General features: G+C 46.0%; 21 protein-coding genes, 2 tRNA genes and 1 other annotated feature. All 23 genes read left to right on the forward strand.

Annotation, left to right across the window (positions count from 1 at the left end; translation table 11 throughout):
• Nucleotides 1–9 precede the first annotated feature (9 nt).
• The 23 genes from Q502_RS03310 (at nucleotide 10) to Q502_RS03420 (ending at nucleotide 24265) form a co-directional block, all read left to right on the forward strand.
• Nucleotides 10–444 carry a SoxR reducing system RseC family protein gene (locus tag Q502_RS03310; protein ID WP_099828948.1) on the forward strand — a complete coding sequence of 145 codons (435 nt, stop codon included), beginning with the start codon at nucleotides 10–12 and terminating at the stop codon, nucleotides 442–444.
• Entirely contained in the window at nucleotides 425–2734 is a 2310-nt protein-coding gene (locus tag Q502_RS03315; RefSeq protein ID WP_099828949.1) for an endonuclease MutS2, read from the forward strand. Before Q502_RS03310 ends, Q502_RS03315 begins: the two co-directional genes overlap by 20 nt.
• A gap of 6 nt (nucleotides 2735–2740) precedes the next feature.
• The gene (gene acpS / locus Q502_RS03320; protein ID WP_099828950.1) at nucleotides 2741–3082 is read left to right on the forward strand and encodes a holo-ACP synthase; all 342 of its coding nucleotides are present in this window, start codon (nucleotides 2741–2743) and stop codon (nucleotides 3080–3082) included.
• Between the two features lies 1 nt (nucleotide 3083).
• A complete protein-coding gene (gene ligA, locus Q502_RS03325; protein WP_099828951.1) occupies nucleotides 3084–5081 on the forward strand; it encodes an NAD-dependent DNA ligase LigA in 1998 nt (665 codons plus the stop codon).
• Nucleotides 5078–6205 (forward strand): cysteine desulfurase family protein, encoded by a 1128-nt coding sequence (locus Q502_RS03330; RefSeq protein WP_243392224.1) that lies wholly within the window; start codon nucleotides 5078–5080, stop codon nucleotides 6203–6205. Before ligA ends, Q502_RS03330 begins: the two co-directional genes overlap by 4 nt.
• Before the next feature lie 56 nt (nucleotides 6206–6261).
• Entirely contained in the window at nucleotides 6262–7134 is an 873-nt protein-coding gene (locus Q502_RS03335) for a YicC/YloC family endoribonuclease (RefSeq protein ID WP_099828952.1), read from the forward strand.
• A 12-nt stretch (nucleotides 7135–7146) separates the two neighbouring features.
• The gene (locus Q502_RS03340) at nucleotides 7147–7446 is read left to right on the forward strand and encodes a DUF370 domain-containing protein (RefSeq protein WP_099828953.1); all 300 of its coding nucleotides are present in this window, start codon (nucleotides 7147–7149) and stop codon (nucleotides 7444–7446) included.
• Nucleotides 7443–8060, forward strand: coding sequence for a guanylate kinase (gene gmk, locus Q502_RS03345; protein WP_099828954.1), 618 nt, complete (start codon nucleotides 7443–7445; stop codon nucleotides 8058–8060). The genes Q502_RS03340 and gmk overlap by 4 nt, the downstream gene beginning before the upstream one ends.
• Nucleotides 8057–8290, forward strand: coding sequence for a DNA-directed RNA polymerase subunit omega (locus Q502_RS03350; RefSeq protein WP_099828955.1), 234 nt, complete (start codon nucleotides 8057–8059; stop codon nucleotides 8288–8290). Before gmk ends, Q502_RS03350 begins: the two co-directional genes overlap by 4 nt.
• 95 nt (nucleotides 8291–8385) lie before the next feature.
• Nucleotides 8386–8461: transfer RNA gene (locus Q502_RS03355), tRNA-Thr, on the forward strand.
• Nucleotides 8462–8477: 16 nt separating this feature from the next.
• Nucleotides 8478–8564, forward strand: a tRNA-Tyr gene (locus Q502_RS03360).
• Nucleotides 8565–8593: 29 nt separating this feature from the next.
• Nucleotides 8594–8761: a 50S ribosomal protein L33 gene (gene rpmG / locus Q502_RS03365; RefSeq protein ID WP_099828956.1), complete on the forward strand. Its 168-nt coding sequence runs from the start codon at nucleotides 8594–8596 to the stop codon at nucleotides 8759–8761.
• 35 nt (nucleotides 8762–8796) lie between these two features.
• Complete coding sequence (gene secE, locus Q502_RS03370) at nucleotides 8797–9003, forward strand: preprotein translocase subunit SecE (protein WP_099828957.1); 207 nt, start codon at nucleotides 8797–8799, stop codon at nucleotides 9001–9003.
• A gap of 25 nt (nucleotides 9004–9028) precedes the next feature.
• The gene (gene nusG, locus Q502_RS03375; RefSeq protein ID WP_099828958.1) at nucleotides 9029–10096 is read left to right on the forward strand and encodes a transcription termination/antitermination protein NusG; all 1068 of its coding nucleotides are present in this window, start codon (nucleotides 9029–9031) and stop codon (nucleotides 10094–10096) included.
• A gap of 55 nt (nucleotides 10097–10151) precedes the next feature.
• The gene (gene rplK, locus Q502_RS03380) at nucleotides 10152–10577 is read left to right on the forward strand and encodes a 50S ribosomal protein L11 (RefSeq protein WP_099828959.1); all 426 of its coding nucleotides are present in this window, start codon (nucleotides 10152–10154) and stop codon (nucleotides 10575–10577) included.
• Nucleotides 10578–10589: 12 nt separating this feature from the next.
• Nucleotides 10590–11288: a 50S ribosomal protein L1 gene (gene rplA, locus Q502_RS03385; RefSeq protein WP_099828960.1), complete on the forward strand. Its 699-nt coding sequence runs from the start codon at nucleotides 10590–10592 to the stop codon at nucleotides 11286–11288.
• A 14-nt stretch (nucleotides 11289–11302) separates the two neighbouring features.
• Nucleotides 11303–11421: a sequence feature (ribosomal protein L10 leader region), on the forward strand.
• Between the two features lie 8 nt (nucleotides 11422–11429).
• Entirely contained in the window at nucleotides 11430–11972 is a 543-nt protein-coding gene (rplJ, locus tag Q502_RS03390) for a 50S ribosomal protein L10 (protein WP_099828961.1), read from the forward strand.
• Between the two features lie 21 nt (nucleotides 11973–11993).
• Nucleotides 11994–12380: a 50S ribosomal protein L7/L12 gene (rplL, locus tag Q502_RS03395; protein ID WP_099828962.1), complete on the forward strand. Its 387-nt coding sequence runs from the start codon at nucleotides 11994–11996 to the stop codon at nucleotides 12378–12380.
• 106 nt (nucleotides 12381–12486) lie between these two features.
• On the forward strand, nucleotides 12487–16011 hold the full coding sequence (locus Q502_RS03400) for a DNA-directed RNA polymerase subunit beta (protein ID WP_099828963.1): 3525 nt from the start codon (nucleotides 12487–12489) through the stop codon (nucleotides 16009–16011).
• 40 nt (nucleotides 16012–16051) lie between these two features.
• The gene (locus tag Q502_RS03405) at nucleotides 16052–20746 is read left to right on the forward strand and encodes a DNA-directed RNA polymerase subunit beta' (RefSeq protein WP_099828964.1); all 4695 of its coding nucleotides are present in this window, start codon (nucleotides 16052–16054) and stop codon (nucleotides 20744–20746) included.
• Between the two features lie 99 nt (nucleotides 20747–20845).
• Nucleotides 20846–22360, forward strand: coding sequence for an ABC transporter ATP-binding protein (locus Q502_RS03410; RefSeq protein ID WP_112109444.1), 1515 nt, complete (start codon nucleotides 20846–20848; stop codon nucleotides 22358–22360).
• Nucleotides 22357–23388, forward strand: a complete 1032-nt coding sequence (locus tag Q502_RS03415) for an ABC transporter permease (protein WP_099828966.1) — start codon at nucleotides 22357–22359, stop codon at nucleotides 23386–23388. The genes Q502_RS03410 and Q502_RS03415 overlap by 4 nt, the downstream gene beginning before the upstream one ends.
• Nucleotides 23381–24265 (forward strand): ABC transporter permease, encoded by an 885-nt coding sequence (locus Q502_RS03420; protein WP_099828967.1) that lies wholly within the window; start codon nucleotides 23381–23383, stop codon nucleotides 24263–24265. The genes Q502_RS03415 and Q502_RS03420 overlap by 8 nt, the downstream gene beginning before the upstream one ends.
• The last annotated feature ends 48 nt before the right edge of the window (nucleotides 24266–24313 follow it).

Here is a 24313-nt window from a genome sequence, read left to right on the forward strand (position 1 = left end):
GTTGTCGATATGAGAGAGTTGGCCGTTGTTAAGGAGCTGGAAGGAGATACGGTGCTCCTGGAAAAGGCGCGAACCGAAGCCTGTTCTACGTGCGGTTCTAAGAATAACTGCGTTGTTTCTTTGGGCGATAAGAAAGTTACCTTAAAGGCCTTAAGGAATGGTGTAGAAGTCGATCCAGGGGATACTGTGGAAATAGAGACAGGGAAGCTAAACGCAACTAGGGTCTCGATGATTGTTTATGGAATACCCTTAGCCGTTTTCCTGGTTACTTTGATTGTGACGAACATCATTCTCAATTCTGAAGGATTGGCCCTAGGGGCAGCTTTTGCTTCAATTGTGGTTGTGTACGCGCTGATTGCAGTTTACGACAGAAGAAACAGGGAGAAGCTTATGCCAAAGATAATTAGAAGGGTGGAGTTACCGGATGGATTCCTTGTTCGATGAAGATGCGCTGCGACTTCTGGAGTTTGATTGCGTTCTGGAAGATATTTCTAAGAAGGCGATATCAAGGTACGGTAGAGAGAGAATCAAATCTCTAAGGCCATTGGTAGATGACACAGACTTACTCTACAGAAGAGCGAGCGAGTTCAGTATTATTCTTCAAAATGAGGGGGAGCCACCTTTTTCAGTCTTTCACGATCTAAGTGATTATATCAACAGGGTGAAACGAGGTTTCAGCCTTGGCTGTGAAGAGCTTTACAGAAGTGCCGTTACCATGGAGAACATCTGTCGGCTCAAGGAATTCTTTGAACGAGTCTCTTCGGAGTTTACTGCTGTGGGCGAAGTTGTTGCTCTTCTTGGATGTGAACGTGGGTTTATAAACGAAGTCAAGAAGAAGATCTCGGAAGAAGGGCAGATAAAGGACAGTGCCTCTCCAGCCTTGAAGGAAATCAGAAACGAACTCAAGTCACTTACCAGAAACCTGAGAGGAAAGCTTGATTCTATAATGAACAGGTATAAAGACGGGCTCACAGACAGTCTAGTGCTGAGTAGAGAGGGTCGTTATGTCTTGCCGTTGTCTGCGAGCAAGAAGAATGAGTATCAGGGAGTGATTCATGGCTCTTCTGGAAGTGGGGCGACCGTCTATTTCGAGCCACAAGAGCTGATTGCTCTTAATGATTCGATGAGGATTCTGCAATCGAGAGAAGAAGAGGAGATAAGAAGGATACTTAGAGAACTGACGACTTACTTCTTCAATACCTTTGAAAGGCTTGAACCTTCACTGGAAGCGCTTGGAATCCTTGATGCTCTTTTCGCAACGTGCAGATATGCCAAGAAGAGGAATGGAGTTTTCATTGGGCCTTCGTCATCGGGTCGCTTCTTCCTGAAGGACGTCAGACATCCTATGATCGATGACGAGAAGGTAGTTCCAATAACATTTACGATGGAAGAGGGAATCAATGGAGTCTTCATTACCGGACCCAACACCGGCGGGAAAACAGTAGCGATGAAGACAATAGGTCTCTCTGTAATACTTATGCTCTGTGGTCTTCCCGTTCTTGCTGATCAGACATCAGAGATCCCGCTTTTCAAGAAGCTTTTTGCAGACATTGGAGATGAGCAATCGATAGAGCAGAGTCTAAGCACGTTCTCATCTCATGTATCCAGGATAATCCGAATTATTGAGAATGCCGACGGTGACTCTTTAGTTTTGCTTGATGAATTGGGGGCGGGAACTGATCCGGTAGAGGGATCGGCACTTTCGATTGCGATAGTTGAGAAACTTTTGGAAAAGTCGAAATTGATCCTCACAACACATCTGACACCAATTAAGCTCTTTGCTATGGAGCGTTCCGACATTCTTAATGCGAGCGTAGAATTTGATGTTGCCAGCCTTAGACCAACGTATAGGCTCTTGATGGGAATTCCCGGTTCCTCAAATGCGATAGAGGTTTCAAAGAGACTTGGACTCGCACCGGATATTATCGAAAGAGCTCGATCATATATTGATAGTGATGCAAGAAATCTCGAGGCAGTAATAGGGAAGCTTCATATAGAGAGGTCGACTCTAGAAGAGGAACGAAGAGAACTTCAGAGGACGAAAAAGAATCTTGAATCCAAGAGCAGCGAATTTGAAGACAAGCTTTCAATGATTAAGGAAAAGCGGTATGGAGAGATCAGCAGAGAGATCGCCGATCTTGAGGAAAGACTAGGATCTGTAATAAAGGAAATTGAACGGGCTATTAGCATGTCAAGATCTTCAAATGAAAGAGACAAGGTTACCGCGGTCAAGAGACTTAATGAGCTTAGAAGTGAATTAAAGCGTTTCGGAAGTTCTTCATGTGATGACGGCGATTTTGAGATACCCGAAATCGGCGATACCGTTACGCTTATAGATAGTGGAGCAGAAGGAATCGTCAGTGCAGTCGATGGAGATAGAGTTGTAATTGACTCAGGTAAGATTACGCTGAAGGTCCCGTTTTCAAAAGTGAAAATCATCGGAAGATTGAAGTCGGAATCAGATGCCTCTTCTCTCGAGTATGTCAGTGAGAGTATGACTCAGGAGATCGATATAAGGGGAAGTGTTACTGAAGACGTTCCTATTATCATTGACAATTTTCTCCAGACTCTCAAGATAAGTGGAACAAAGCAGGGTTGCATAATTCATGGAAAAGGCACTGGAAAACTGGCCGAAGGAGTATGGAGTTACTTGAGACGCTCAAAGAAAGTTAAGAGCTTCAGGATTGGTGCGCCTTCAGAAGGCGGTAGCGGAGTCACGGTTGTGGAGGTATAAGCAAGAATGAAAGCTGGAATCGACATAGTCAAGATCTCGCGAATGTCTGAAGCCGTGGCAAACAGGGTACTCGGAAGGCAAGAGAAAGATGTCTTTGATTCTCTTGGAAATGAACGGAGAAAGATGGAGTTTGCAGCTGGGCGTTTCGCCGCAAAGGAGGCCTTCGTCAAGGCATCCGGGCGTAGAGACCTTGAGTTCTCGAAAATCCAGTTTCTCGTTGATGAAAAGGGATGCCCGATTCCATCTGAGGAACTGAAGAAGCTGCTGGGTGGCGAAGATCTGACGGTAAGCATTTCTCATGAGCGGGAGTATGCGGTGGCAGTTGTAATACTCTTTGGGAGGGGCTAACGTGATTCCATTCGATGAGGCTAAGAAGAGAGTCGACGAACTGAGAAAAGAGATCGATTATCATGCTCACAGGTACTACGTTATGGATGATCCAGAGATTTCTGACTCTGAATACGACAGGCTGATTGATGAGTTAACCGAACTTGAAGAACGTTATCCAGAACTGAAGACACCTGATTCACCAACTGTTCGTGTTGGCCTGAAACCGATCAACTCCTTCAAGGAAGTGATTCATGAGCACAGGTTGTTTTCCCTGGACAATACTTACTCAGAGGCCGAGGTATTGCAGTTCGATAAGAGGGTGAGAGAATCACTTGGCATTGAAAGAGTTCAATACATGTGTGAGCTAAAGATCGATGGCCTGTCAATATCGCTTAAGTATCAAGACGGATTGCTTGTGAGAGGAGCAACAAGGGGGGATGGTTTTGTCGGCGAGGACGTCACCGAAAACATAAAGGCGATCAAATCAATACCTCTCAGACTCAGGAAGAGTCTTTCGATTGAACTGAGAGGAGAAGTATATCTCCCGAAAGACGTCTTCAATGACCTTAACAGAGCCCGAATAGAAGACGGTCTTCAGCCCTTTGCAAATCCTCGCAATGCGGCAGCTGGAACTCTCAGACAACTTGATCCCAGAGAAGTGTCAGGGAGGAGACTAAGTGCCTTCTTCTACCAGGTAGTGGAGCCAGAAAGGTTTCGGCTTGAAAAGCAGAGCCAGCAGCTGGAGCTGTTGAAGACTATTGGAATGAAAATTGAGCCGAATTTCAAGACTGTAGACGGCACGGAAGGCGTAATCGAATTCTGGAAGACGTGGTCTGGGCTGAAATCTACACTGAACTATGCTGTTGACGGGGTAGTTGTCAAGGTGGACGATCTACATTATCAGGAGGAACTGGGATACACTACGAAAGCGCCCAGGTGGGCCATAGCCTTCAAATTTCCGGCGGAACAAGCAACGACAAGACTTATAAGTCTTAACCTCAGTGTCGGTCGGCTAGGCACTATAACGCCTGTTGCTGAACTCGAACCCGTTCAACTGGCCGGAACAACCGTTAGACGGGCAAGCATGCACAATTTTGACTTTGTCAGGGAGAGGGACATCAGAATCTTTGATACAGTTGTTGTAGAGAAGGCTGGGGAGATTATTCCACAGATCGTTAAGAGTATTCCTGATAAGAGATCAGGTGTAGAGAAGCCAATAGAACCTCCTTCCGAGTGCCCAATTTGCAAAGGACCGGTAGGCAAAGAGAGAGAAGAGGACGTTGCTTTGAAGTGCCTTAATCCCTCTTGCCCTGCTAAGGTGGGTAGGAGAATACAGTTCTTCTGTTCCAGAGAGGCCATGGACATCGAAGGCTTTGGTGAAAAGCTAGTCGAGCGTATTGTTGAATCGGGCCTTGTGAAGAGCCCGTCCGATCTCTACAAACTTACAAAAGAAGATCTTTTGGCTCTTGGAGAAAGGATAGGGGAGAAGATGGCGGACAATCTCATCAAGGCAATTAATAAGAGCACGAATAACCCGCTATTCAAGGTTATAACTGGGCTTGGTATTCCAGGAGTAGGATCCAAACTTGCGAAGGATCTTGCAAACAGCTTCGGAAGTTTAAGAGCCCTCATGTCTGCAAGTGAAAAGGATCTGAAAGCAGTTTCGGGAATAGGCGATCAGTTGGCCTCAGACATAAGAAAGCATCTATCTGATCAATCCGTGAGAGAAGAGATCGAGGAATTGATGAGATTCGTCAATACACAAGATGAAAGTCGTGATGGTCCAAAGCCGCTGAAGGGTATGAAATTCGTGGTAACGGGAACTCTTCCCGGCTATTCTAGAAAGGAAATTCAGGAGAGGATTGTTGAACTGGGAGGAGAGGTTATGTCTTCGGTTTCGAAGAATACCGATTACGTTCTTGTCGGGAATAACCCGGGGTCGAAAGCGGAGAAGGCTCGTTCTCTCGGAACGCAGATAATCGATGAGAAGGAATTTGAGGAGATGGTAAGATCTTGATTCGTTACTTTGACAACAATGCTACTACTCAAATGGAGTCTGATCTTGCCGAACTGATGGCAAGTCTTTGTATTGAAGAGTACGCTAATCCGAATTCTATGCATACATTTGGTGTAAAGCAGTCAAGAATGCTGGAGGAGGCGCGTGCAAGGGTGGCCTCATGTCTCTCTTGCAATTCCAGCGAAATCTTCTTTACTTCTTGTGCGACCGAGACGATAAACTGGATCTTAAGGTCCACGGTCTTCTTCAGGGGGAAGAAGAAGAAGATAGTGACGACTTCAATCGAGCATAAGGCCGTTCTCAATACACTCAAAGATCTTAAGGCAATTCTCGATATCGACTATGTCGAAATTCCGCCCGAAAGCAACGGAATAGTTGAGGCCGAGAAGCTCCTGAGAGAAGTAGATGACGAGACCTTTCTCGTTTCTGTAATGGCTGTGAATAACGTTACAGGAGCGATCCAGCCTTTCGAGGAGATAGGCAGAGAGTTAGTTGGTCTAGATCTTCTCTATCATGTCGATGCTGTACAGACAATCGGGAAGATTCCCTTCACTCCGGAATCCTCGTTTTGCGATTACGCTTCGTTCTCTTCTCACAAATTTCACGGACCGAAAGGCGTTGGAATCGCCTTCGTCAAACGGGGATCTCCAATCAAACCTATGCTCACAGGAGGAAATCAGGAAAGAGGTTTGCGCTCCGGTACACAAAACGTGCCCGGTGTCTTAGTGACTTCGATAGCGATGCAAAGAGCTATAGATTGTATGGAGAAAGCATCCGGAATAACGAAAGACTTTCAGAATAGAATATCTAGAGCTGCTGTTGAGCTAGGAGGATATATCAATACTCCTGAGTGCTCCATCTGCAACACAGTAAATGCATCTTTCGGCGGAATAAGATCAGAAGTTTTGGTTAATGCTTTATCAGAAGAAGGCGTCTTTGTTGGTACCTCTTCGGCTTGTTCTTCAAGAAATGATGGAGGTCAGTATGTACTAGATGCGATGGGAATAAGTCCATCGATTGCCTCGGGATCAATAAGAATAAGTATGTCAAGATTCACAACAGAGGAAGATGTGGAGGTTTTGATAGAAAAACTGAAGAAAACGATTCCTCTTTTGAAATTCTAGCCACAAACGGTTATAATTGACTGTAGTTAGATTTAATTGCCTTTGAGGTGATATAGTTGCTCAGGAGCATGACCGGATATGCGAGGGTCGAAAAGGCTCTTCGCGGCGTAAACGCATTCGTGGAACTGAAAACAGTCAATTCGAAGTATTTGAATGTCGATATAAACATAGGAGATGCTTTCTCTGAGCTAGAAATGAGAGCAAGTAGGTTTATAAAGGAAAACCTCAAAAGAGGGACGGTTAGAGCAAAGATCGACATATCTCTTGAGGACAGCGATGATCTTCTCCAGCCTGACTATGGTATAGCCTCCTCGATTTTCAACTCTCTGAAAACGATTAAGGACCGTTTTGAACTAGCCGGTGAGGTTTCTGTCGATTCGATGGCCAGGTTCAAGGAGATTTTCAGGAGCAGACCTTCTGAAGACCTCGCAGACAAAATTTGGAGTGTTATTGAAGAACTGCTTATTGAAGCTTTGGATCAGCTCAACGCAGACAGAGAAAGGGAGGGGCAGAACCTTGCTCTAGCGATGAGCGAGTATCTTAATAGACTTGAAGCTATTGCTAATGAGCTTCTTACTAGTTCTGAGGACATGGTTCTGTACTATCGCGACTTCCTGAAGAAGAGAATCGAGACGATTTTTGAAGGTCAGTTTGACGAGAACAGATTGGAGCAGGAGGTAGCGCTTCTAGCTGAAAGGGCCGATATATCGGAGGAAATCGTAAGGTTGCACTCTCATCTGAAGTCGTTCAGGGGAGTTATGCGAACTGACAAAGAGAGTGGAGTGCAGATGGACTTCATTTGCCAGGAGATGCATCGAGAGCTTTCAACCATTGCATCGAAATCGAAGAAGCTTGCGATAACAAATCTTTCCATCGAAGGTAGAACACTGGTCAATAAGCTTAGAGAACAAGTTCAGAACATAGAGTAGGAGGTGTTTCACTTGTACGGACTCATTAATGTTGGGTTCGGAAACGTAATCATAGGTGACAGAGTTATCGCGATAGTCAATCCCGAATCCGCGCCGCTGAAAAGGCTCAAGGAAGTTGCAAAAGACGAAGGAAAGCTTATCGATGCCACTTATGGAAGAAAGACCAGGGCAATCGTCATCACCGATAGTAACCACATAATTCTTTCAGCTATTCAACCCGAGACGATCGCTTCCAGATTCATGCAGACTTTCAGCGATATTGAGAAGCTTCTGGAAGACATAAGGGTTTCTGGACAGAGCTTTGAAGAATGAAAGGCATAGTTTTTGTGATTAGCGGCCCTTCAGGGGCGGGAAAGACCTCAATACTGAAGGTAGTGCTTGAGGCCAACAGCGATCTTGATTTTTCGGTTTCTTATGCTACAAGAAAGAGACGCCCGACAGAAGTCGATGGGAAAGACTACATATTCGTGACGCAAGATGAATTCAGAAGACTTATAGAAGAAGAGGAGTTTCTGGAGTGGGCCAAGGTTCATGGGAATCACTATGGAACATCCAGAACACAAGTTAGAAAGAGTGTTGATTCGGGTAGAGATATTTTGCTGGATGTAGATATTCAGGGAGCGATGTCAGTAATGAGGGAGCTTACAGACGCAGTCTATATATTTGTGGCTCCACCCTCTTATGGTGAGCTGGTCAAGCGTCTCGAAGCGAGGGGAACCGAGAACACCGAATCGCTCAAGGTTAGGCTGGAAGATGCGAAGTGGGAACTAGAACAGGTAAAACACTTTCAGTATCTTGTTGTTAACGATAACTTAAACCACTCGGTAAATCAACTTGAGGCTATCATCACCGCAGCAAGGCTCCGTGTTGATAGAATCGTGAAAGAAAAGGGAGAAAGATTCCTGTTTGAGGAGAAAACCACATGATAATCAATTATGATTTGCTTTTGAAGAGAATAAGGCACAAGTATGCAATTCCTGTGGCTGCTGCTAAGAGAGCGGAAGACCTTGAGGACTTTGGCCGCCCAAAGCTTGATGCAGCAACGGTAAGGGCTGCAGGCGATAAGATCACCGTAGCGTTGAAGGAGCTAGAAGAAGGATACATCAGGATAAGAAATGAGGAAATGCTGATGATCCTTGTACCGAAAGTTAAGTAACCGGATCACTTCATGTTCGGGCAAACGCAGAAAATACTTTATTTGCCTTGTTGACAGGGATAAGGTCATTAGATATAATAAGTATCGTGCGTCGGGCCAACGTAGCTCAATCGGAAGAGCGGCTGATTTGTAATCAGCAGGTTGGGGGTTCAAGTCCCTTCGTTGGCTCCATAGGTTAACTATCGGTGGTAAGGTGCCCGAGTGGTCAAAGGGGGCGGACTGTAAATCCGCTGGCGGAATGCCTTCGGTGGTTCAAACCCACCCCTTACCACCATTAATTTTGCTACTGTTGAGGTGCAAGCAATGGCAAAGAAAACTAAGGGAAATAAGGTTCTTGTAACGTTGAAATGTTCTGAGTGCGGTACTAGAAACTATTACAGGTTCAAGAACCGCCAGAAGAAGTATAAGCTGGACACGAGCAAGTACTGTCCAAAGTGCAGAAAGCATACCGAGCACAAAGAATCGAAGTAAGGTTGAGTCGTTTCAACTGAGTCAGGAGGAATCCCATGGCCAAGGCAAAGTTTTGGAAGTTCCTTTCCGAAGTAAAGAGCGAAGTTAAGAAGGTGACATGGCCTAACAGGGAGCAGATGATTTCGTCTACAGGTGCCGTGCTCGTCATTCTGGTAGTGGCGGGAGCTTTTCTTGCTCTTCTAGATATTCTCTTTACTAATGTAATCGGGTCGCTTCTCAATTTCTTGACAGGCGCCGTTTAATGCTGTTCTACGTTGGTGATTGACTGTGCGAAAGAGATGGTTCATAATTCAGACTTACTCTGGTCTCGAAAACTCTATCAGAGAGGCAATTCAGATTAAGATAGAGTCTTTCGGTGTTTCGCACATGTTTGGCAAGATCCTTGTGCCGGAAGAGACGAAACTTGATAGAACCAATGTCGCTGCCGAGAAGTATATTGTCCCCGCCAACGCCAGGCTTCTTGTTAAGGACAATCAGGATGTAGCAAAAGGTGACCCTGTCGCTGAAGAAGTAGAAATAAAGGTGAAAAACGACGGTACGGTGGCGGAAGTAAAGAACTACCGAGTTATCTTTATTGAAACTGCCGATAGGCGATATACGAAGACTTACTACATTCCCGAAAGCGCAAAAATTGAGACCGGAATAAAAATGGGTGCGAGGATAAGGCAGGGAATGCCTCTTGCAAAGCAAGGTGAGTACTTCTGTGAGCTGGATGGAAAGATAGTATATACACAGAAGATGAAGCGCATCGTTGTTGAAAAAGAGAACGGCGAAGAAGATGTCTATCTTGTTCACCCCGATTGTTATGACGCCAAGGTAGCTAAGAAGGGTAATCTTGTGAAGCGCGGACAGTTGTTTGGAGATACAAGGAAGATCTTTTCCAAGACTGAGGGAAGGATCGAGATTTCCGATCTCCCTGGACGGAAAGAGATAAAGATCTTCAAAATCATCCGGACAAGATTGTATCCTGGATATGTATTCATTGAGATGATAATGAACGAAGAGACGTGGAATCTCGTCAAGAATACTCCGAACGTCGTGAACTTCGTTTCTGTAGGTGGACAGCCTGTGCAGCTTAAGGAAAAGGAAATAAAGGCTCTGCTCAGATTAGTCGGTATTGAAGAGTATGAAGAGCACTCAGGTGGTCCTGTCAAGATTGAAGTTGAGTTTGATATCGGAGAGGTCGTCAGAATTAATACAGGTCCGTTTGAGGACTTTGTTGGAAAAGTGACGGGTCTCGATCCTGAAAGACAGGAACTGAAAGTCGTTGTGAGCATTTTCGGAAGAGAAACACCGGTTATCCTCAGCTTATCTGAGGTTGAAAGAATCGTCTAGTCTACTAGAAAGAGTGGGAGGGCATAGCCCGTTAACCACAAGGAGGTAAGTAAATATGTCTAAGAAGGTCATTGCCCAAATCAAGCTTCAGCTTGAAGCGGGGAAGGCAACGCCAGCGCCTCCAGTTGGACCGGCTCTCGGTCAACATGGAGTGAATATTATGGGGTTCTGCAAGCAGTTCAATGCAGAGACTTCTGACAGAGCCGGTATGGTGTTACCGGTTGTTATTTCGGTATATGCCGACAGATCCTTCAGCTTCATCCTCAAGACTCCACCTGCTAGTTTCTTGCTGCTTAGGGCAGCCGGAATACAAAAGGGTTCAGGAGTGCCCAATAGAGACAAAGTTGGGAAGGTTACCAGAGCACAGCTTGAGGAGATTGCGAAGATCAAGATGCCTGATCTCAACGCCAGAACAGTAGATGCCGCTGCGAAAATTATCGCTGGAACAGCTCGCAATATGGGCATCGAAATCGTAGGTTGAGGAGGGGTTTAAATGCCGGTTAGATCAAAGAGATATATTCAGGCGAGGAAATCCGTTGACAGAAATAAGGTTTACTCTGTGGAGGATTCAATCGAGCTTTTGAAGAGTTTTCCGCCGACAAAGTTTGACGAAACGGTTGAGATGCACATAAAGCTCGGGATAGATCCAGCCAAATCAGATCAACAGGTCAGAGGTACTATCTCTCTTCCTAACGGAACTGGAAAGGATGTTAGGGTTCTAGTGTTTGCGAAGGGGGAGCAGGCAGAAGTTGCCAAGCAGGCTGGCGCGGATTTCGTTGGATCCGACGATTTGGTTCAGCAGATTCAGGGTGGCTGGACCGATTTCGATGTCGCGATAGCTACTCCAGACATGATGAGAGACATAGGTAGATTGGGGAAAGTCCTGGGACCCCGGGGTCTGATGCCGTCCCCGAAAGCAGGAACTGTGACAACAGACGTTGAAGATGCCGTGAAGGGTTTTAAGGCAGGCAGGATCGAAGTCAAGAACGACAAGACCGGTAATCTACATCTGCCCGTTGGAAAGAAGTCGTTTGACAAGGAGAAGCTTCGCGAAAACTTCGTTTCAGCTCTCGATCAAATAATGAAGATGAAGCCATCCGGTTCAAAAGGAAGGTTTGTTCAAAAGGTATTCCTCACTACAACCATGGGTGCAGGAATAAAGGTCTACTTTGTTAAAGAAACCGAGAAATAGCTTAAGATACCCAAGCATATATGTACTCACTGCCAAAGACAGTAGGTTATTAAGAGCGTAAGCCACCTACCGAGGTAAGTAGAAGTGAATGCCTTCTGCGGCCTCGATTTGGGGCCGCTTTTTTGAAAGGAGGTGCAAGAAGTGCTAACCAGAGAAAGAAAGGAAGAGATCGTTGAGAGCCTAACAGAAGCCTACAAAAAGTCTTCATTGATTCTGTTCGCCGACTACAAGGGTATGAAGGTTGACGGTATCACTGCTTTCAGGGACAAGCTCTACGAAAAGTACGACGATAGAGCTCAGTTCACAATAAAGAAGAATACATTGGTCAGGCTTGCTCTGAACAAGGCCGGGTTCGACGAGAGTGAATGGAAAGAGTCAATCATCGGAACTACGGCGGTACTGACTGTCGAGGACGAAGACCCGGTCTCGGCGCTAAAGATAATCACTGAGTTTAACAAGAATAACAAGACCCTTCCGTTGATAAAATCAGGGTATCTTGAAGGCAGATACTTTGCCGGCAGCCAGGCTTCTGAGTTGGCGAAGCTTCCGTCTAGAGATCAGTTGATCGCAATGGTCGTTGGAGGATTCGCCGCCCCGATAACCGGTCTTGTATATACTCTGAACGGAATATTGACAAAGTTCCTGTATGCTCTAAATGCAATTAAGGATAAAAAAGCTGAATGATTCAGGTGGAGGTGTGGTAAGATGACTAAGGAAGAACTTATAAGCGCAATAAAAGAAATGACAGTTTCAGAACTTTCGGAACTGGTGAAAGCACTTGAAGATGAATTTGGAGTCAGTGCAGCAGCACCTATGGCAGTTGCAGCAGGGCCTGTAGCGGGCGGAGCAGCGGTCGAGGAAGAAGAGGAGCAGTCTGAATTCAAGGTTGTTTTGAAGTCTTTTGGGGCTAAGAAAATCGATGTCATTAAAGTCGTTAGAACAATTACCGGACTCGGACTCAAGGAAGCAAAGGATCTTGTTGAAAAGGCCGGCAGTCCAGAGGGTGTTGTGAAGGAGAACCTTCCGAAAGCGGAGGCAGAAGAACTGAAGAAGCAGCTCGAAGAGGCTGGCGCCGAAGTCGAACTGAAGTAATTGGGCAATTGTCTGGTTACATATTGTCTGTATAATAAATACACCCACATCAGGGATGATGCTCTGATGTGGGTTTGGTGTGCTCAAACATACGAGAGGTGATCTGATGAGAAAGGCCAATTTTGGCAAACGAGAGCGGTGGGTCTTTGGAAGAGTGTATGAACCTCTTGAAATTCCGAATCTCATTGAGATCCAGACTCGTTCCTTTCAATGGTTCATCGATGAAGGTCTTCTGAGTGTTCTGAAGAAGTATTCTCCAATTAAATCGCAAATTCAGCGTTCGGATCTTAAGAAGGGCGAGAAAGGTTTCTCTCTGGATTTTGTTTCAACTAGAATCGGCGAGGCAAAGCATTCCATCCAGGAGTGCAAAGACAAGGGGCTAACTTATTCCGTTTCGCTTTATGTGACCGTAAGAATCACCGACCTCTATACAGGAGAGATCAAGGAGGAAGAGGCTTTCTTCGGATACTTGCCTTTCATGACTGATAACGCCTCTTTCATAATTAACGGAGCGGAGAGAGTAATAGTCAATCAGCTTGTAAGGTCGCCGGGTGTCTACTTTGTTGACGAACCCACAAAGGCAGTGTCTGGTTCTCTGCCGATTTATGTTGCCCATTTTCTGCCTGTAAAGGGAGCTTGGTTTGAGATACTTCTTAACCCTAACAAGCAGATAATGCAGGCGAGGATCGACCGAAGAAGGAAACTGAACTTCTTCGTCTTCTTGAAGGCATTGGGTTACGAGAATGATCTTGATCTACTGAGACTTTTCGAACATGAATATGACGGGTCGGATGAAGACGAATTGCTCGCAAGTGTCGGAAGCATGATTCTTGAAGATGTCAAGACTCCCGGAGGAGATTTGATAGCTCAGAAAGGAACACTTCTTACAGAGGATATTATTGCAAGGGCAATTGAAGCCGATGTGAAGACCATCAAGATGCCGCTTCCTATAGCTATGAAGACCTTCAGCGCTTTGCAGAAGACATACGGTGAAGGTATGACTGAGGACGACGCTTACATAGAGCTTTTCAGGAAGCTTAGGCCGGGCGAAATTCCGAGGATAAATGCTGCAAAGAGTTATATTACTAACCTTTATTTCAGTCCGGACCGCTTTGACTTCTCAAACGTTGGAAGGTACAAGGTCAACAGCAGACTTAAGAAAGTCTATCAAGACTATCTAAAGGAGATCGAAGGAAAGAAGGTTTCGAAAGACACCGACTATGCCGAAGAGTCGAGTGTTCTCACTGTTCTAGATGTTGTACTTGCTGCCAGGCACTTGACAGAGATAGAAAGCCGGCCCGAACTTCTCGATACCAAAGACCATTTGGGAAACAAGCGAGTAAGAACAGTGGGCGAGCTTATGGAAACTGAGTTTGAGAAGGCTTTTATGAAGATCCATAAGCTTCTCGAAGAGAAGCTTACGATATACACTTCCTTCGACAAGATTTCGGTGCAGAGCCTGGTTAACGTAAGAACTCTCATGACCACGCTGCATCAATTCTTTGCAACAAGTCAGCTTTCGCAGTTCATGGACCAGGTAAATCCTCTGGCTGAATTGACGAACAAGAGAAGATTGTCTGCAATCGGGCCGGGAGGTTTGAAGAGGGAACACGCGAGGTTTGAGGTGCGTGACGTCCATCACTCTCATTATGGGAGGATGTGTCCTATAGAGACGCCTGAAGGCGCAAATATTGGTCTTATGACCTCAATGGCAACTTTTGCGAAGATAGACAAGTATGGTTTCATTCTCACACCTTACAGGAAGGTGCAGAAGGGGTTCGTTACTGAAGATATCGTTTATCTCGCAGCAGATGAAGAGGAAAATTACAATATCGCTCACTCCACAGTTAAAATGGACGACAACGGGCGTATTGCCGATGAAAACGTAGAGATTCGTTACGCCGGTGAAGTGAGATATGTTATAAGGGAGGAAGTGGACTTCATGTCAGTCTCCCCCAAGCAGATTGTCTCAATCTCGACTTCTTTGATCCCGTTCCTCGAAAATGATGACGCAAACAGAGCACTGATGGGATCTAACATGCAGAGACAGGCGGTTCCTGTTGTCAAGTCTGAAGCTCCTATAGTCGGCACCGGTGTCGAAGGAGTAGCTGCAAGAGACTCCGGATATGTAGTTCTTGCGAAGCATCGGGGTAAAGTTGTTAACGTCGACGGAAGAAGAATCATTGTGCAAAGAATAGACGAAAAGGGGAAGCCGGAACTTGACGATAAAGGAAGAGCAATTGAAGATGTCTATACGTTGTATAAGTTTGTTCGAACCAATCAGGATACCGCGGTAAACCAGCGTCCAATTGTCTCGGTTGGTGAAGTCGTGGAGAAGGGCACTCCTATCGCCGACGGTCCATCGACCGAGATGGGAGAGCTTGCACTGGGTAAGAACGTTCTTGTAGCTTTTATGCCCTGGGAGGGGTACAACTTCGAAGACGCCATTCTCGTCAACCAGGAGCTTCTCGAAGACGACATTTTCACAACTATTCATGTTGAGATGTATGAAACAATCGCCAGGGATACTCAACTTGGTCCCGAAGAGATAACTGCTGATATTCCAAATGTCTCGAAAGAGTCTCTTAAGAATCTTGATGAGAGCGGTATAGTGAGAGTAGGAGCTTATGTCACGTCTCAGGATATTCTTGTTGGAAAGGTGACTCCAAAGGGCGAATCCGAGACCACCCCCGAAGAGAAGATTATCAGGTCGGTTTTTGGAGATAGGGGACGAGATGTCAAGGATTCATCGTTGAAACTCCCTCATGGTGTTGAAGGTAGAGTCATCGACGTCAAGGTTTTCGAGAAGGAAGAGGTTTCTGAACTCGGTTCGGGCATAAACAAGCTTGTTAAAGTCTTCGTTGGTATTAGAAAGCCGCTGGATGTAGGAGACAAGCTTGCGGGTAGACACGGCAACAAGGGTGTCGTTTCGAATATCATCCCAAAAGAGGATATGCCCTTCCTTCCTGACGGAACTCCTATACAGCTTGTTCTTTCACCTCTTGGCGTTCCGTCGAGGATGAATGTCGGGCAGGTGCTCGAGACACATCTCGGCTGGCTTGGGAAACTTACGAATCGTTACTTTGCGACACCAATCTTTGATGGGGCTACAGAAGAAGAGATCATGAATGAGCTTTACGAGGCTAGAAAAGAGTTTGGACTTGAAGCCGGTGACAGCGAAGAGCTGAAGACAGGTAAAGTTACCCTAAGAGACGGTAGGACTGGCGTACCTTTTGACTACCCGATAGTGGTAGGAATAATGTACATGCTCAAGCTAGTTCATATAGCAAAGGACAAGATTCACGCAAGATCTACAGGTCCCTATTCACTCATACATCAGCAGCCTCTAGGTGGAAAGGCTCACTTTGGAGGTCAGAGATTTGGTGAGATGGAAGTCTGGGCGCTTGAGGCATATGGAGCGGCCCACACTCTGAACGAAATGCTCACAATTAAATCTGACGACATCAAAGGAAGAAATGATGTCTATAAGGCAATACTCAAGGGAGTTAACATCCCCGAGCCAGGAATACCTGAGAGTTTCAAGGTTCTTATAAAGGAACTTCAGGGGCTTTCTCTCGACGTCAAAGTTTTTGACCAGAACAATGTCGAGCTGGATGTGGATAAATTATGAGGATCAATAGAAGGGAGCTACCCCTCAAGGAGGGAAGCAGATGCCAGTAAGCGCGTATAAGAGAAAAGTCAATAAGCTGGAAATTGATATCGCGTCGCCGGACAGAATCAAGGGCTGGTCAAGCGGGGAAGTCAAGAAGCCCGAGACGATTAACTATCGCACATTCAAACCGGAGAGAGACGGACTCTTCTGTGAGAAGATCTTTGGTCCGACAAAAGACTACGAATGTACATGCGGAAAGTACAAGGGTAAAAAGTACGAGGGCACAGTATGTGAACGTTGTGGTGTGAGAGTCGAATCTAAAGAGGCTCGCAGGAGAAGAATGGGTCACATTGAGCTCGCCGCTCCTGTTACTCATGTTTGGTACTTGAAGAGTGCGCCTAGTGTTCTTTCTTCACTTTTGAACATTCCTGCGAAGGATCTCGAGAACATCATCTATTACGGATCTAAGAGGGTTATAGAGAGACTTTATGTCGTGACAGACCCTAAGGAGACGGACTTCTTCCCTGGAATGACGATGTACCAGACCGAATACGAAATATACACGAAGAAACTCAGCTTCGAAGTAGAGCAAGGTTACAAGGTAAAAAACCCTCACGGACCGGTTACAACGGACATTGACGGTAAAGTCACTATCGAGAGGATCGACAGCAGTACCGAGAGAGAACTGAACTGGATAATCGTCAAGGATGAGACGGGAATTGAGAAAAAATACCCGGTTTTCGAAGGTGCTCTCATTTATGTTCAGAATGAGGATGAAGTTCATAAGGGAGATACCCTTGCCGACAGATTCCTTTTTGAAGATGAAGTTCTTTCGGCGACTGAGTATAAGATCTTCGACGAGTATTATCCCGGCAAGTTCGAAGTTGAAACAGATACCGAGAGCGATAGACCTATAGTCATAATCACCGAGATCGACCCTGCAGTCTCGGAGGAGACAGGAAGAACGATCGGTGAAGTCTTGATAGAGAACGAATATGAGGCATACAAAGAGCTTTACCCGGGCAAAGTAACCTGTGATTACGGTGCGGCAGCAATTAAGAAACTATTGCAGGGCATGGATCTCGAAGAGCTACAGGTAGCGATAGAACATGAATTGAAGACTATTCCCAAAAGCAGTGCCAGGGCTCTCAAGCTTCTCAGAAGACTCAAGTATGTCAAGGACTTCATAGCGTCTAGCAATAGGCCGGAATGGATGGTAATGGATGTTGTTCCGGTAATTCCTCCGGACCTGCGACCCATGATTCAGATTGAAGGCGGAAGGTTTGCCACGACGGATCTCAACGACCTATACAGGAGAGTCATTAATAGAAACAACAGGCTTGCAAAATTACTGCAGATCGGGGCTCCCGACATAATAATCAGAAACGAGAAGAGGATGCTTCAGGAGGCAGTTGACTCCCTAATCTACAACGGTAGAGTGGGAAAAGCAGTATCCGACAAATCGGGAAGGCCTTTGAAGTCTCTCACCGACCTGGTGAAGGGCAAGAAGGGGAGATTCCGAAGGAATCTGCTTGGAAAGCGGGTAGATTACTCCGGTCGAGCGGTCATCGTCGTTGGGCCGGACCTGAAGATTCATGAATGTGGAATCCCCAAGAGGGTTGCAATGGAGTTGTTCAAACCGTTCGTTCTATCAAAGCTGCTTCACGGAAGTGAATCGAGCAAGACGGCGAGAAAACTTAAGAAAACAATCATAGAAAAGGAAATGCCCGAAGCGTGGGAAGTTCTCGAAGATGTGATCAAGGGACACCCCGTTCTCCTCAACAGGGCACCGACGCTTCACAGGATATCCATACAGGCTTTCATACCCAAATTGGTCGAAGGAAACGCGATTCAGCTTCATCCGCTTGTCTGCGCACCATTCAACGCAGACTTTGACGGAGACCAGATGGCCGTTCACGTGCCTTTATCCGCAGCTGCGCAGGCAGAGGCGAAGTTCCTTATGCTGAGCAGATACAACGTGATTTCCCCCGCAAGCGGGAAACCCATTTCGATGCCAGGCAAGGACATAATCGTCGGTGTTTACTATCTCACGACCGTTGACCGCGATCATGAGAAGAAAGAGAAAGAGGTAATGGATTACTACTCAGCCCTCCTCAAAGATGAAAAGATTTCCGATGTTGAAGCGAGGAGGATGGTTAGGCAGAAGGCCCTTGAATGGGTTGACTGGAAGTTCTCTTCTCCGGGAGAAGCGCTTCTTGCTTACGACATGGAATATATATCACTTCACGATCCTATTCTTGTTCAGCTAGATCCCTCATCCGGAGAGCTCACGCTAACGACGGTAGGAAGGATAATCTTCAACACCATAGTTCCTGAAAAGCTTAGGGACTACATGAAGAAGTTCAACAAGAAAGCGATAAAAAAGCTAATCTATGACTGTTTCCACGAATATGGAATAGACAGAACCGCAGACCTTCTGGATGACATGATGTCTCTTGGATTCCATTACGCGACTGCTTCCGGGCTCACAATATCCATAAACGACATTGTTGTGTATCCGCAAAAGGACAAGGTTATAGAGGCCGCGCAGGAGAGGGTAGATCAGATCGAGAATCTGTACAAGTCGGGATTCTTGACTGAAGACGGAAGAACTCAGGAGATAATCAGAATCTGGTCAGATACCACTCAGGAGATAATGGAGAAGACATACACAGAGTTTGAGAAGTATCCCTTCAATCCTATCTACATGATGGTTGACTCCGGAGCCAGAGGAAATATCGACCAGCTTAAGCAACTTGCAGGTATGCGAGGTCTGATGGCAGATCCATCGGGAAAGACGATCGAAGTACCGATAAAGTCAAACTTTAGAGATGGACTTACGGAGCTCGAATTCTTCACATCTACTCATGGAGCTAGAAAGGGTTCTGCCGATACGGCACTAAGAACGTCGTTTGCAGGTTATCTCACCAGAAGACTTGTAGACGTTTCCCAGACTATAACCGTAACGACTCCGAACTGTGGAACTCACGAGGGCATTGAAGCGATAGAGCTCATGGCAGACGGAGTAACGATAGAGAAGCTCGAAGAATTTCTCTTTGGAAGAGTTCTTACGTCAGATATTATCAACCCGCTGACTGGAAGAGCTCTTAAGAATGGGAAGACGGGAAAGGAATACTTGCGCGATACAATGATCAGAGATGAAGATGCGGCTTTCCTTTCGAACTACAGGACCGAAGTCGAAGTTGCGCGAGAAGAAGTGCTTAGTATTCCGAAAGTGACCCGGTTAATCAACTATACAGAGCTGGCAGAAACCATCACTATAAACGATAAGGAATACAAAGCGGGAACCCATATCGGCAGCGATATTTTGCATCAGCTAAAGAACTCGGATATCGAAGAAGTGAAAGTTGTTATCTTCCCCTGCGTCGGTCAGGTATTTGCAGGTGATCCGATAAAGAACAGTAACAAGGAAATGCTTGTCAAGTATCAGGAGAAGATAGACGAACTCACTGCCAAGAAGCTACAGAAGAACGAGATCGACAAGGTCTTAGTCCGACCGACGATAAAGGTCAGGTCTGTTCTTACTTGTGAATCCGACAGTGGTGTTTGTGCTATGTGCTATGGAATGGATCTTTCAAACCATGAAATAGTGAATGTTGGAGAATCCGTAGGTGTAGTTGCTGCCCAGTCAATTGGAGAGCCGGGTACACAGCTCACGATGAGAACATTCCACACTGGCGGTATAGCGACTGGACAGGATATCACCAGAGGTCTTCCCAGGGCAGAGGAATTGTTCGAAGCTCGAAAGAAGCTGAAGGATCCCGAAGCTCTGTTCATTGAGAAGGGTGACGGAGGCTTCGTGAAGGATCTCGTCCCTGACGACAAGGGTAGGAGAAAGGTCTACATCGAAACGAAGACCGGAGGCATCAGCGAATACGATCTCTCCTCGAGCATAAAGCCAAAAATCGAGATTGGCGACAAAGTCCTAGAAGGAGAGACCATAACAACTGGAACGGTGAGGCCAAGGAAACTTATGGAAAAGCTAGGCCTCGTTCAGACGGCGCTTTACCTCCTGACTGAGATCAAGAGGGTTTATGCCGAACAGGGAGTCGAAATTCACGACAAGCACTTTGAACTTATCATCAGACAGATGCTTTCAAAGGTCGAGATAACCGATCCGGGAGATACCGACTTTTTACCCGGGGATCTTCTCGACATAGTAGAAATTAGGAAGATTAACAAGTCTATAGAGGAAGCCAACAGTAGAGTTGGCGAAAACAGGGAATACGTAATCGACAAGCGGTTGGCGAGGAGAGTCCTAGGCGAAGATGAAGATGGAAAGATACATAAGATTGCAGCCGAGGCCGAGCCGATTACGGAAGAGCTCCTGAATCAGATATTGAAGGGCGGAATCAAGCAGATATTGATCTATGATGTGGATGAGGATCAGTATCAGAAGCTGGTCGATGACTTCAACCCCGATACGGTAATTCCCGAGAAGAAGATCCAGATAATGCCGAAAGATCCCATTAAGTTCAAGCGAAAGCTTCTAAGGATCACAAAGGCATCTCTTGAGAGTGAAGGGTGGCTGTCGGCCGCATCGTTCCAGCAAACGCCTCAAATTCTCACCGAGGCATCTGTTGCGGGTAAGTCAGACTTCCTTCAGGGGCTGAAGGAAAATGTAATTGTTGGTCAGCTTATACCTGCTGGAACGGGTCTTGACATGTATGCAAATCTGCAGGTGGAAGAAGCTTCAATCCCTTCTCGTTTACAGGAAGAGGAGTTGGCTTGAGTAGGTACTTCTAATAGAAGCGGAAAGCTTAAAATAGCTTTCCGCTTTTCTTTTGTGATGGTAACATTGTAGAGGGAAAATCACTACTTGGGGGCTGAGTTGTCTAAGCCGATTTTGGAAGTATCGGATCTTAAGAAAACTTATGAGATGAGCGGAACAAAAGCTTTAAATGGAGTGACGCTTTCCTTTTTCCCGGGCGAGTTAATCTCGCTTCTGGGAGAGAATGCTGCGGGAAAGTCAACACTCATGAAGGCAATTGTTGGAATAGAAAAACCAGACAGTGGCTCAATGCTTCTCAAAGGAGAGCCTTACTCTCCGTCGAACCCTTCACAGGCTTTAAAAATGGGCATCGGGATGGTTCCGCAAAATCTGAGAGTAATCGACAGGCTTACTGTTCTTGAAAATCTTCTGATCGCACGTAAAGCGAATAGGTTGAAAAGAACGGCGAAAAGCTACAGAGAATACATTGAGACGTTGATAGGACGATATCAGTTACAGCTGCCCCTGGATAGAGAGGTTGGAACTCTTTCCTTGGCAGAGAGACAGAGAGTGGAAATCCTGAGGCTGCTTCAGAACTCGCCAGATATCTTAATATTCGACGAACCGACCGCTCTGATTTCCGAAAAAGAGAAGGCAGAGTTGTTCGAAACCTTCAACAAACTTAAGGGTGAAGGTAAGAGCGTTGTGTTCATTACTCATAAGCTGCGGGAAGCTTATTCTGTGTCCGACAGGATTTACCTGATTCGATCCGGGGTTATAGTAGGCAGTTTCAGGAAAGATGAGATCTCGGTCGAAGGACTGTACGATTTGATGGCCGGAGAAGAATCTCCCGGGTCTTCTGTCCGGAGTTCGTTGTCGGAAGAGGTCGTTCTAAAAGTTGAGAAGATCTGTGTAGAGTCTTCTGTAGAAGGGTCAGATGCAGTCAGGGATGTGTCTTTCGAGGCTAGAAAGGGTGAGCTTATCGCTATAACGGGAGTGGCCGGCAATGGCCAGGAGGAGCTTCAAGAAGGACTATTCGGAGTTAGAAAGGTGATTTCTGGAAGAATCCTGCTCGGCGGAATTGACGTTACAAATCTACCGCCGCATAGACTCAGAAGACTCGGAGTGGCTTCGCTGCCTTCAGACAGAGATAAGTTGGCGAGTTGTAGAGGTTCATCGATAAGGGACAATCTAGTTATTCAGAGAGTCCTCAGTGGAGGCTGGGTTGTTTCGGGCAGAGAAATGGATAATTATGCAAGGGAACTGCTTTCTAAGTATGGTGTTGTGTTTGGCAGTATCGGCGATCCGGTTTTCACTTTGTCTGGTGGAAATCTGCAAAAGTTGCTGCTAGCTAGAGAGATCAGCTCGGAGCCAAAGCTTCTTCTCCTGGGAGAGCCTTTTAGAGGGCTCGATGTCAAACATCTGGAGAAGCTGCGCAGCACTCTAGAGAGTATTAAAGAGAAGATGGCCATTGTGATATTCACTTCTGATCTCGACGAAGCTCTAATTGTGGCGGATAGAGTTGCTGTGATGTCAGAGGGAAGGATAGTCTTTTCCGGAGCGAACGGACCAGCACTCAGCAAGAGGGCAATAGGAAAGCATTTTGCTGGAACGTTGAGGGAAGATCAAAGATGACAAGTTTTCAAGATTTGAGAAGATCACTCCTTGTTATAGGTATTGCACTGATTGCCGGGCTATTACTCGTAGTTTTCATGAGTGAAGAGCCCATCAATTCGGCCCGATCATTCTTCCTTTCCGTCTTTTCAGACAGGTTTTACTTTGGCAATCTTATTTCAAATGCAATTCCACTTATCCTAACCGGGCTTGCAGCCTCAATAGCCTTCAGTTCGTCTTCCTTCAATCTTGGCATTGAAGGGCAGGTATATCTCGGGGCATTTGTCGGGACTGCGACAGGTATACTTCTATCGGGTAATTTGTCTGGTACTATAGGGATTACGGCAATGATCCTGGTGAGTTTCTTGTTTGGGGCTGGGGCGGCAAGTTTGTCAGCCGTCCTCAAAATCCGTATGGGTGTCAGTGAGCTAATCACTTCTCTATTGCTCAGCAATGGGCTAATTCTTGTCGTAGACTATTTCGTTGAGGGACCTTTCAACGACAGACAGTCGGGACTTGCGGCATCCTTAAGTTTGCCCGCGAATCTCAGGTTTTCAAGACTCATGCAACCTTCAAGTCTGCATACTGGGATCTTTTTCTCGCTGATAGTCGCTTTTCTTCTTTGGTTTCTCATGTTCAGGACTAGAGAAGGCTTCAAATTAAGAATTTCGGGCAAGAACAGGATGTTTGCTCATTATTCAGGTGTGAATACCAGCAAAGTCATTTTTTGGTCTCTCTTTCTGAGTGGGGGACTTGCTTCCACCGCAGGGATAATCGATGTAATAGGCGCACACGGTAGAGTTATGAGGGGTTTCTCGGCCGGATACGGATGGAATGGAATAGCGGTTGCCCTTATCGCAAGAAATCACCCGTTGTTTGTTATTCCTGCAGCTCTGTTCTTTGCATACCTGGAAAGCGGAGCACAGATATCATCTATTGAAGCGAGTGTCACGCCTGAACTGGCTAAGATAGTCCAGGCAGTAGTCTTCTTTCTAGTCACTGCAGAGGCACTTGCTCCCGTAAGCTTCAGGAGAAGAAGATATGTTTGAAGCCATAGTACGTGACACAATAAGGAATTCGACGCCTATCGTTCTTGCAGCAAGCGGAGGATTGCTGACAGAGGTTTCGGGATGGCTCAATATTGGACTTGAGGGTACAATTCTCTCAGGAGCGTTTTTTGCAGTAGTAATATCATCGACCACGGGTAGCATCCTTCTCGGAACTCTTGCTTCTATTATTGTGTCGATCATTCTTTCATCGCTTATCTACTTTGCAGTGAGATTTCTGAAGGCGAATCTCTTTGTTGTCGGAATTGCGGTCAACCTTCTATCCGTCGGATTGACTGTAGTGTTGACGGACGTTTGGTTCAGTAGTAAAGGCACAATTGTCTTCGGAGGTTCCCCCAGGCCTGCCGCTCTTTCTATTGATGTCTTAGGCGGTACTGTATTTGGTTGGTTGAATGGACTCGGTTTTTTTGATCTAATCGCCTTTGCCACTCCATTTGCTCTCTTCTATCTTTTCAAGAAGACGGTGGTTGGGGTGAAATTGCGGGCCTGTGGGTATGACGATGAAAGCGCCTTTTACAGCGGTGTTAGAGTAGATCAAATGAGATTCATAGCGTACATTGGCAGTGGAGTGTTCACGGGTTTGGCCGGTTCAGCACTTTCCATACCGTTAGGAGCCTTTGTATCCAATATGTCTGGGGGGCGCGGATGGCTGGCTCTTGTTGCCGTAATAATGGGGAGAAAGAACCCGCTTCTTGTAGTTGTTTCGGCTGTCATGTTGGGCTTTGTTACAGAACTCTCCATCTTCCTGCAAGTTTCCACAGAAATATCTCCTAAGTTACTATTGTCTTTACCTTACTTCGCTTCTCTTGCTATCCTTGCTATCTCATACGGCGGAAGAAAGGCGAAGCAGCTTTCGTGATTCGTAATGGTTGAGGATACTTAAGAGGCTCTTAAACTAGCCGAGTTG

This window comes from Mesotoga sp. Brook.08.YT.4.2.5.2. (assembly GCF_003351125.1).
In the GTDB taxonomy this organism is placed as follows: Bacteria; Thermotogota; Thermotogae; order Petrotogales; family Kosmotogaceae; genus Mesotoga.

Bases quoted from the DNA above. Each gene is read 5' to 3' on its own strand.
- Q502_RS03310 (WP_099828948.1), top strand. From the start codon at position 10: ATGAGAGAGTTGGCCGTTGTTAAGGAGCTGGAAGGAGATACGGTGCTC.
- Q502_RS03315 (WP_099828949.1), top strand. From the start codon at position 425: ATGGATTCCTTGTTCGATGAAGATGCGCTGCGACTTCTGGAGTTTGAT.
- acpS (WP_099828950.1), top strand. From the start codon at position 2,741: ATGAAAGCTGGAATCGACATAGTCAAGATCTCGCGAATGTCTGAAGCC.
- gmk (WP_099828954.1), top strand. From the start codon at position 7,443: ATGAAAGGCATAGTTTTTGTGATTAGCGGCCCTTCAGGGGCGGGAAAG.
- Q502_RS03350 (WP_099828955.1), top strand. From the start codon at position 8,057: ATGATAATCAATTATGATTTGCTTTTGAAGAGAATAAGGCACAAGTAT.
- rpmG (WP_099828956.1), top strand. From the start codon at position 8,594: ATGGCAAAGAAAACTAAGGGAAATAAGGTTCTTGTAACGTTGAAATGT.
- secE (WP_099828957.1), top strand. From the start codon at position 8,797: ATGGCCAAGGCAAAGTTTTGGAAGTTCCTTTCCGAAGTAAAGAGCGAA.
- rplK (WP_099828959.1), top strand. From the start codon at position 10,152: ATGTCTAAGAAGGTCATTGCCCAAATCAAGCTTCAGCTTGAAGCGGGG.
- rplA (WP_099828960.1), top strand. From the start codon at position 10,590: ATGCCGGTTAGATCAAAGAGATATATTCAGGCGAGGAAATCCGTTGAC.
- rplL (WP_099828962.1), top strand. From the start codon at position 11,994: ATGACTAAGGAAGAACTTATAAGCGCAATAAAAGAAATGACAGTTTCA.
- Q502_RS03400 (WP_099828963.1), top strand. From the start codon at position 12,487: ATGAGAAAGGCCAATTTTGGCAAACGAGAGCGGTGGGTCTTTGGAAGA.
- Q502_RS03405 (WP_099828964.1), top strand. From the start codon at position 16,052: ATGCCAGTAAGCGCGTATAAGAGAAAAGTCAATAAGCTGGAAATTGAT.
- Q502_RS03415 (WP_099828966.1), top strand. From the start codon at position 22,357: ATGACAAGTTTTCAAGATTTGAGAAGATCACTCCTTGTTATAGGTATT.
- Q502_RS03420 (WP_099828967.1), top strand. From the start codon at position 23,381: ATGTTTGAAGCCATAGTACGTGACACAATAAGGAATTCGACGCCTATC.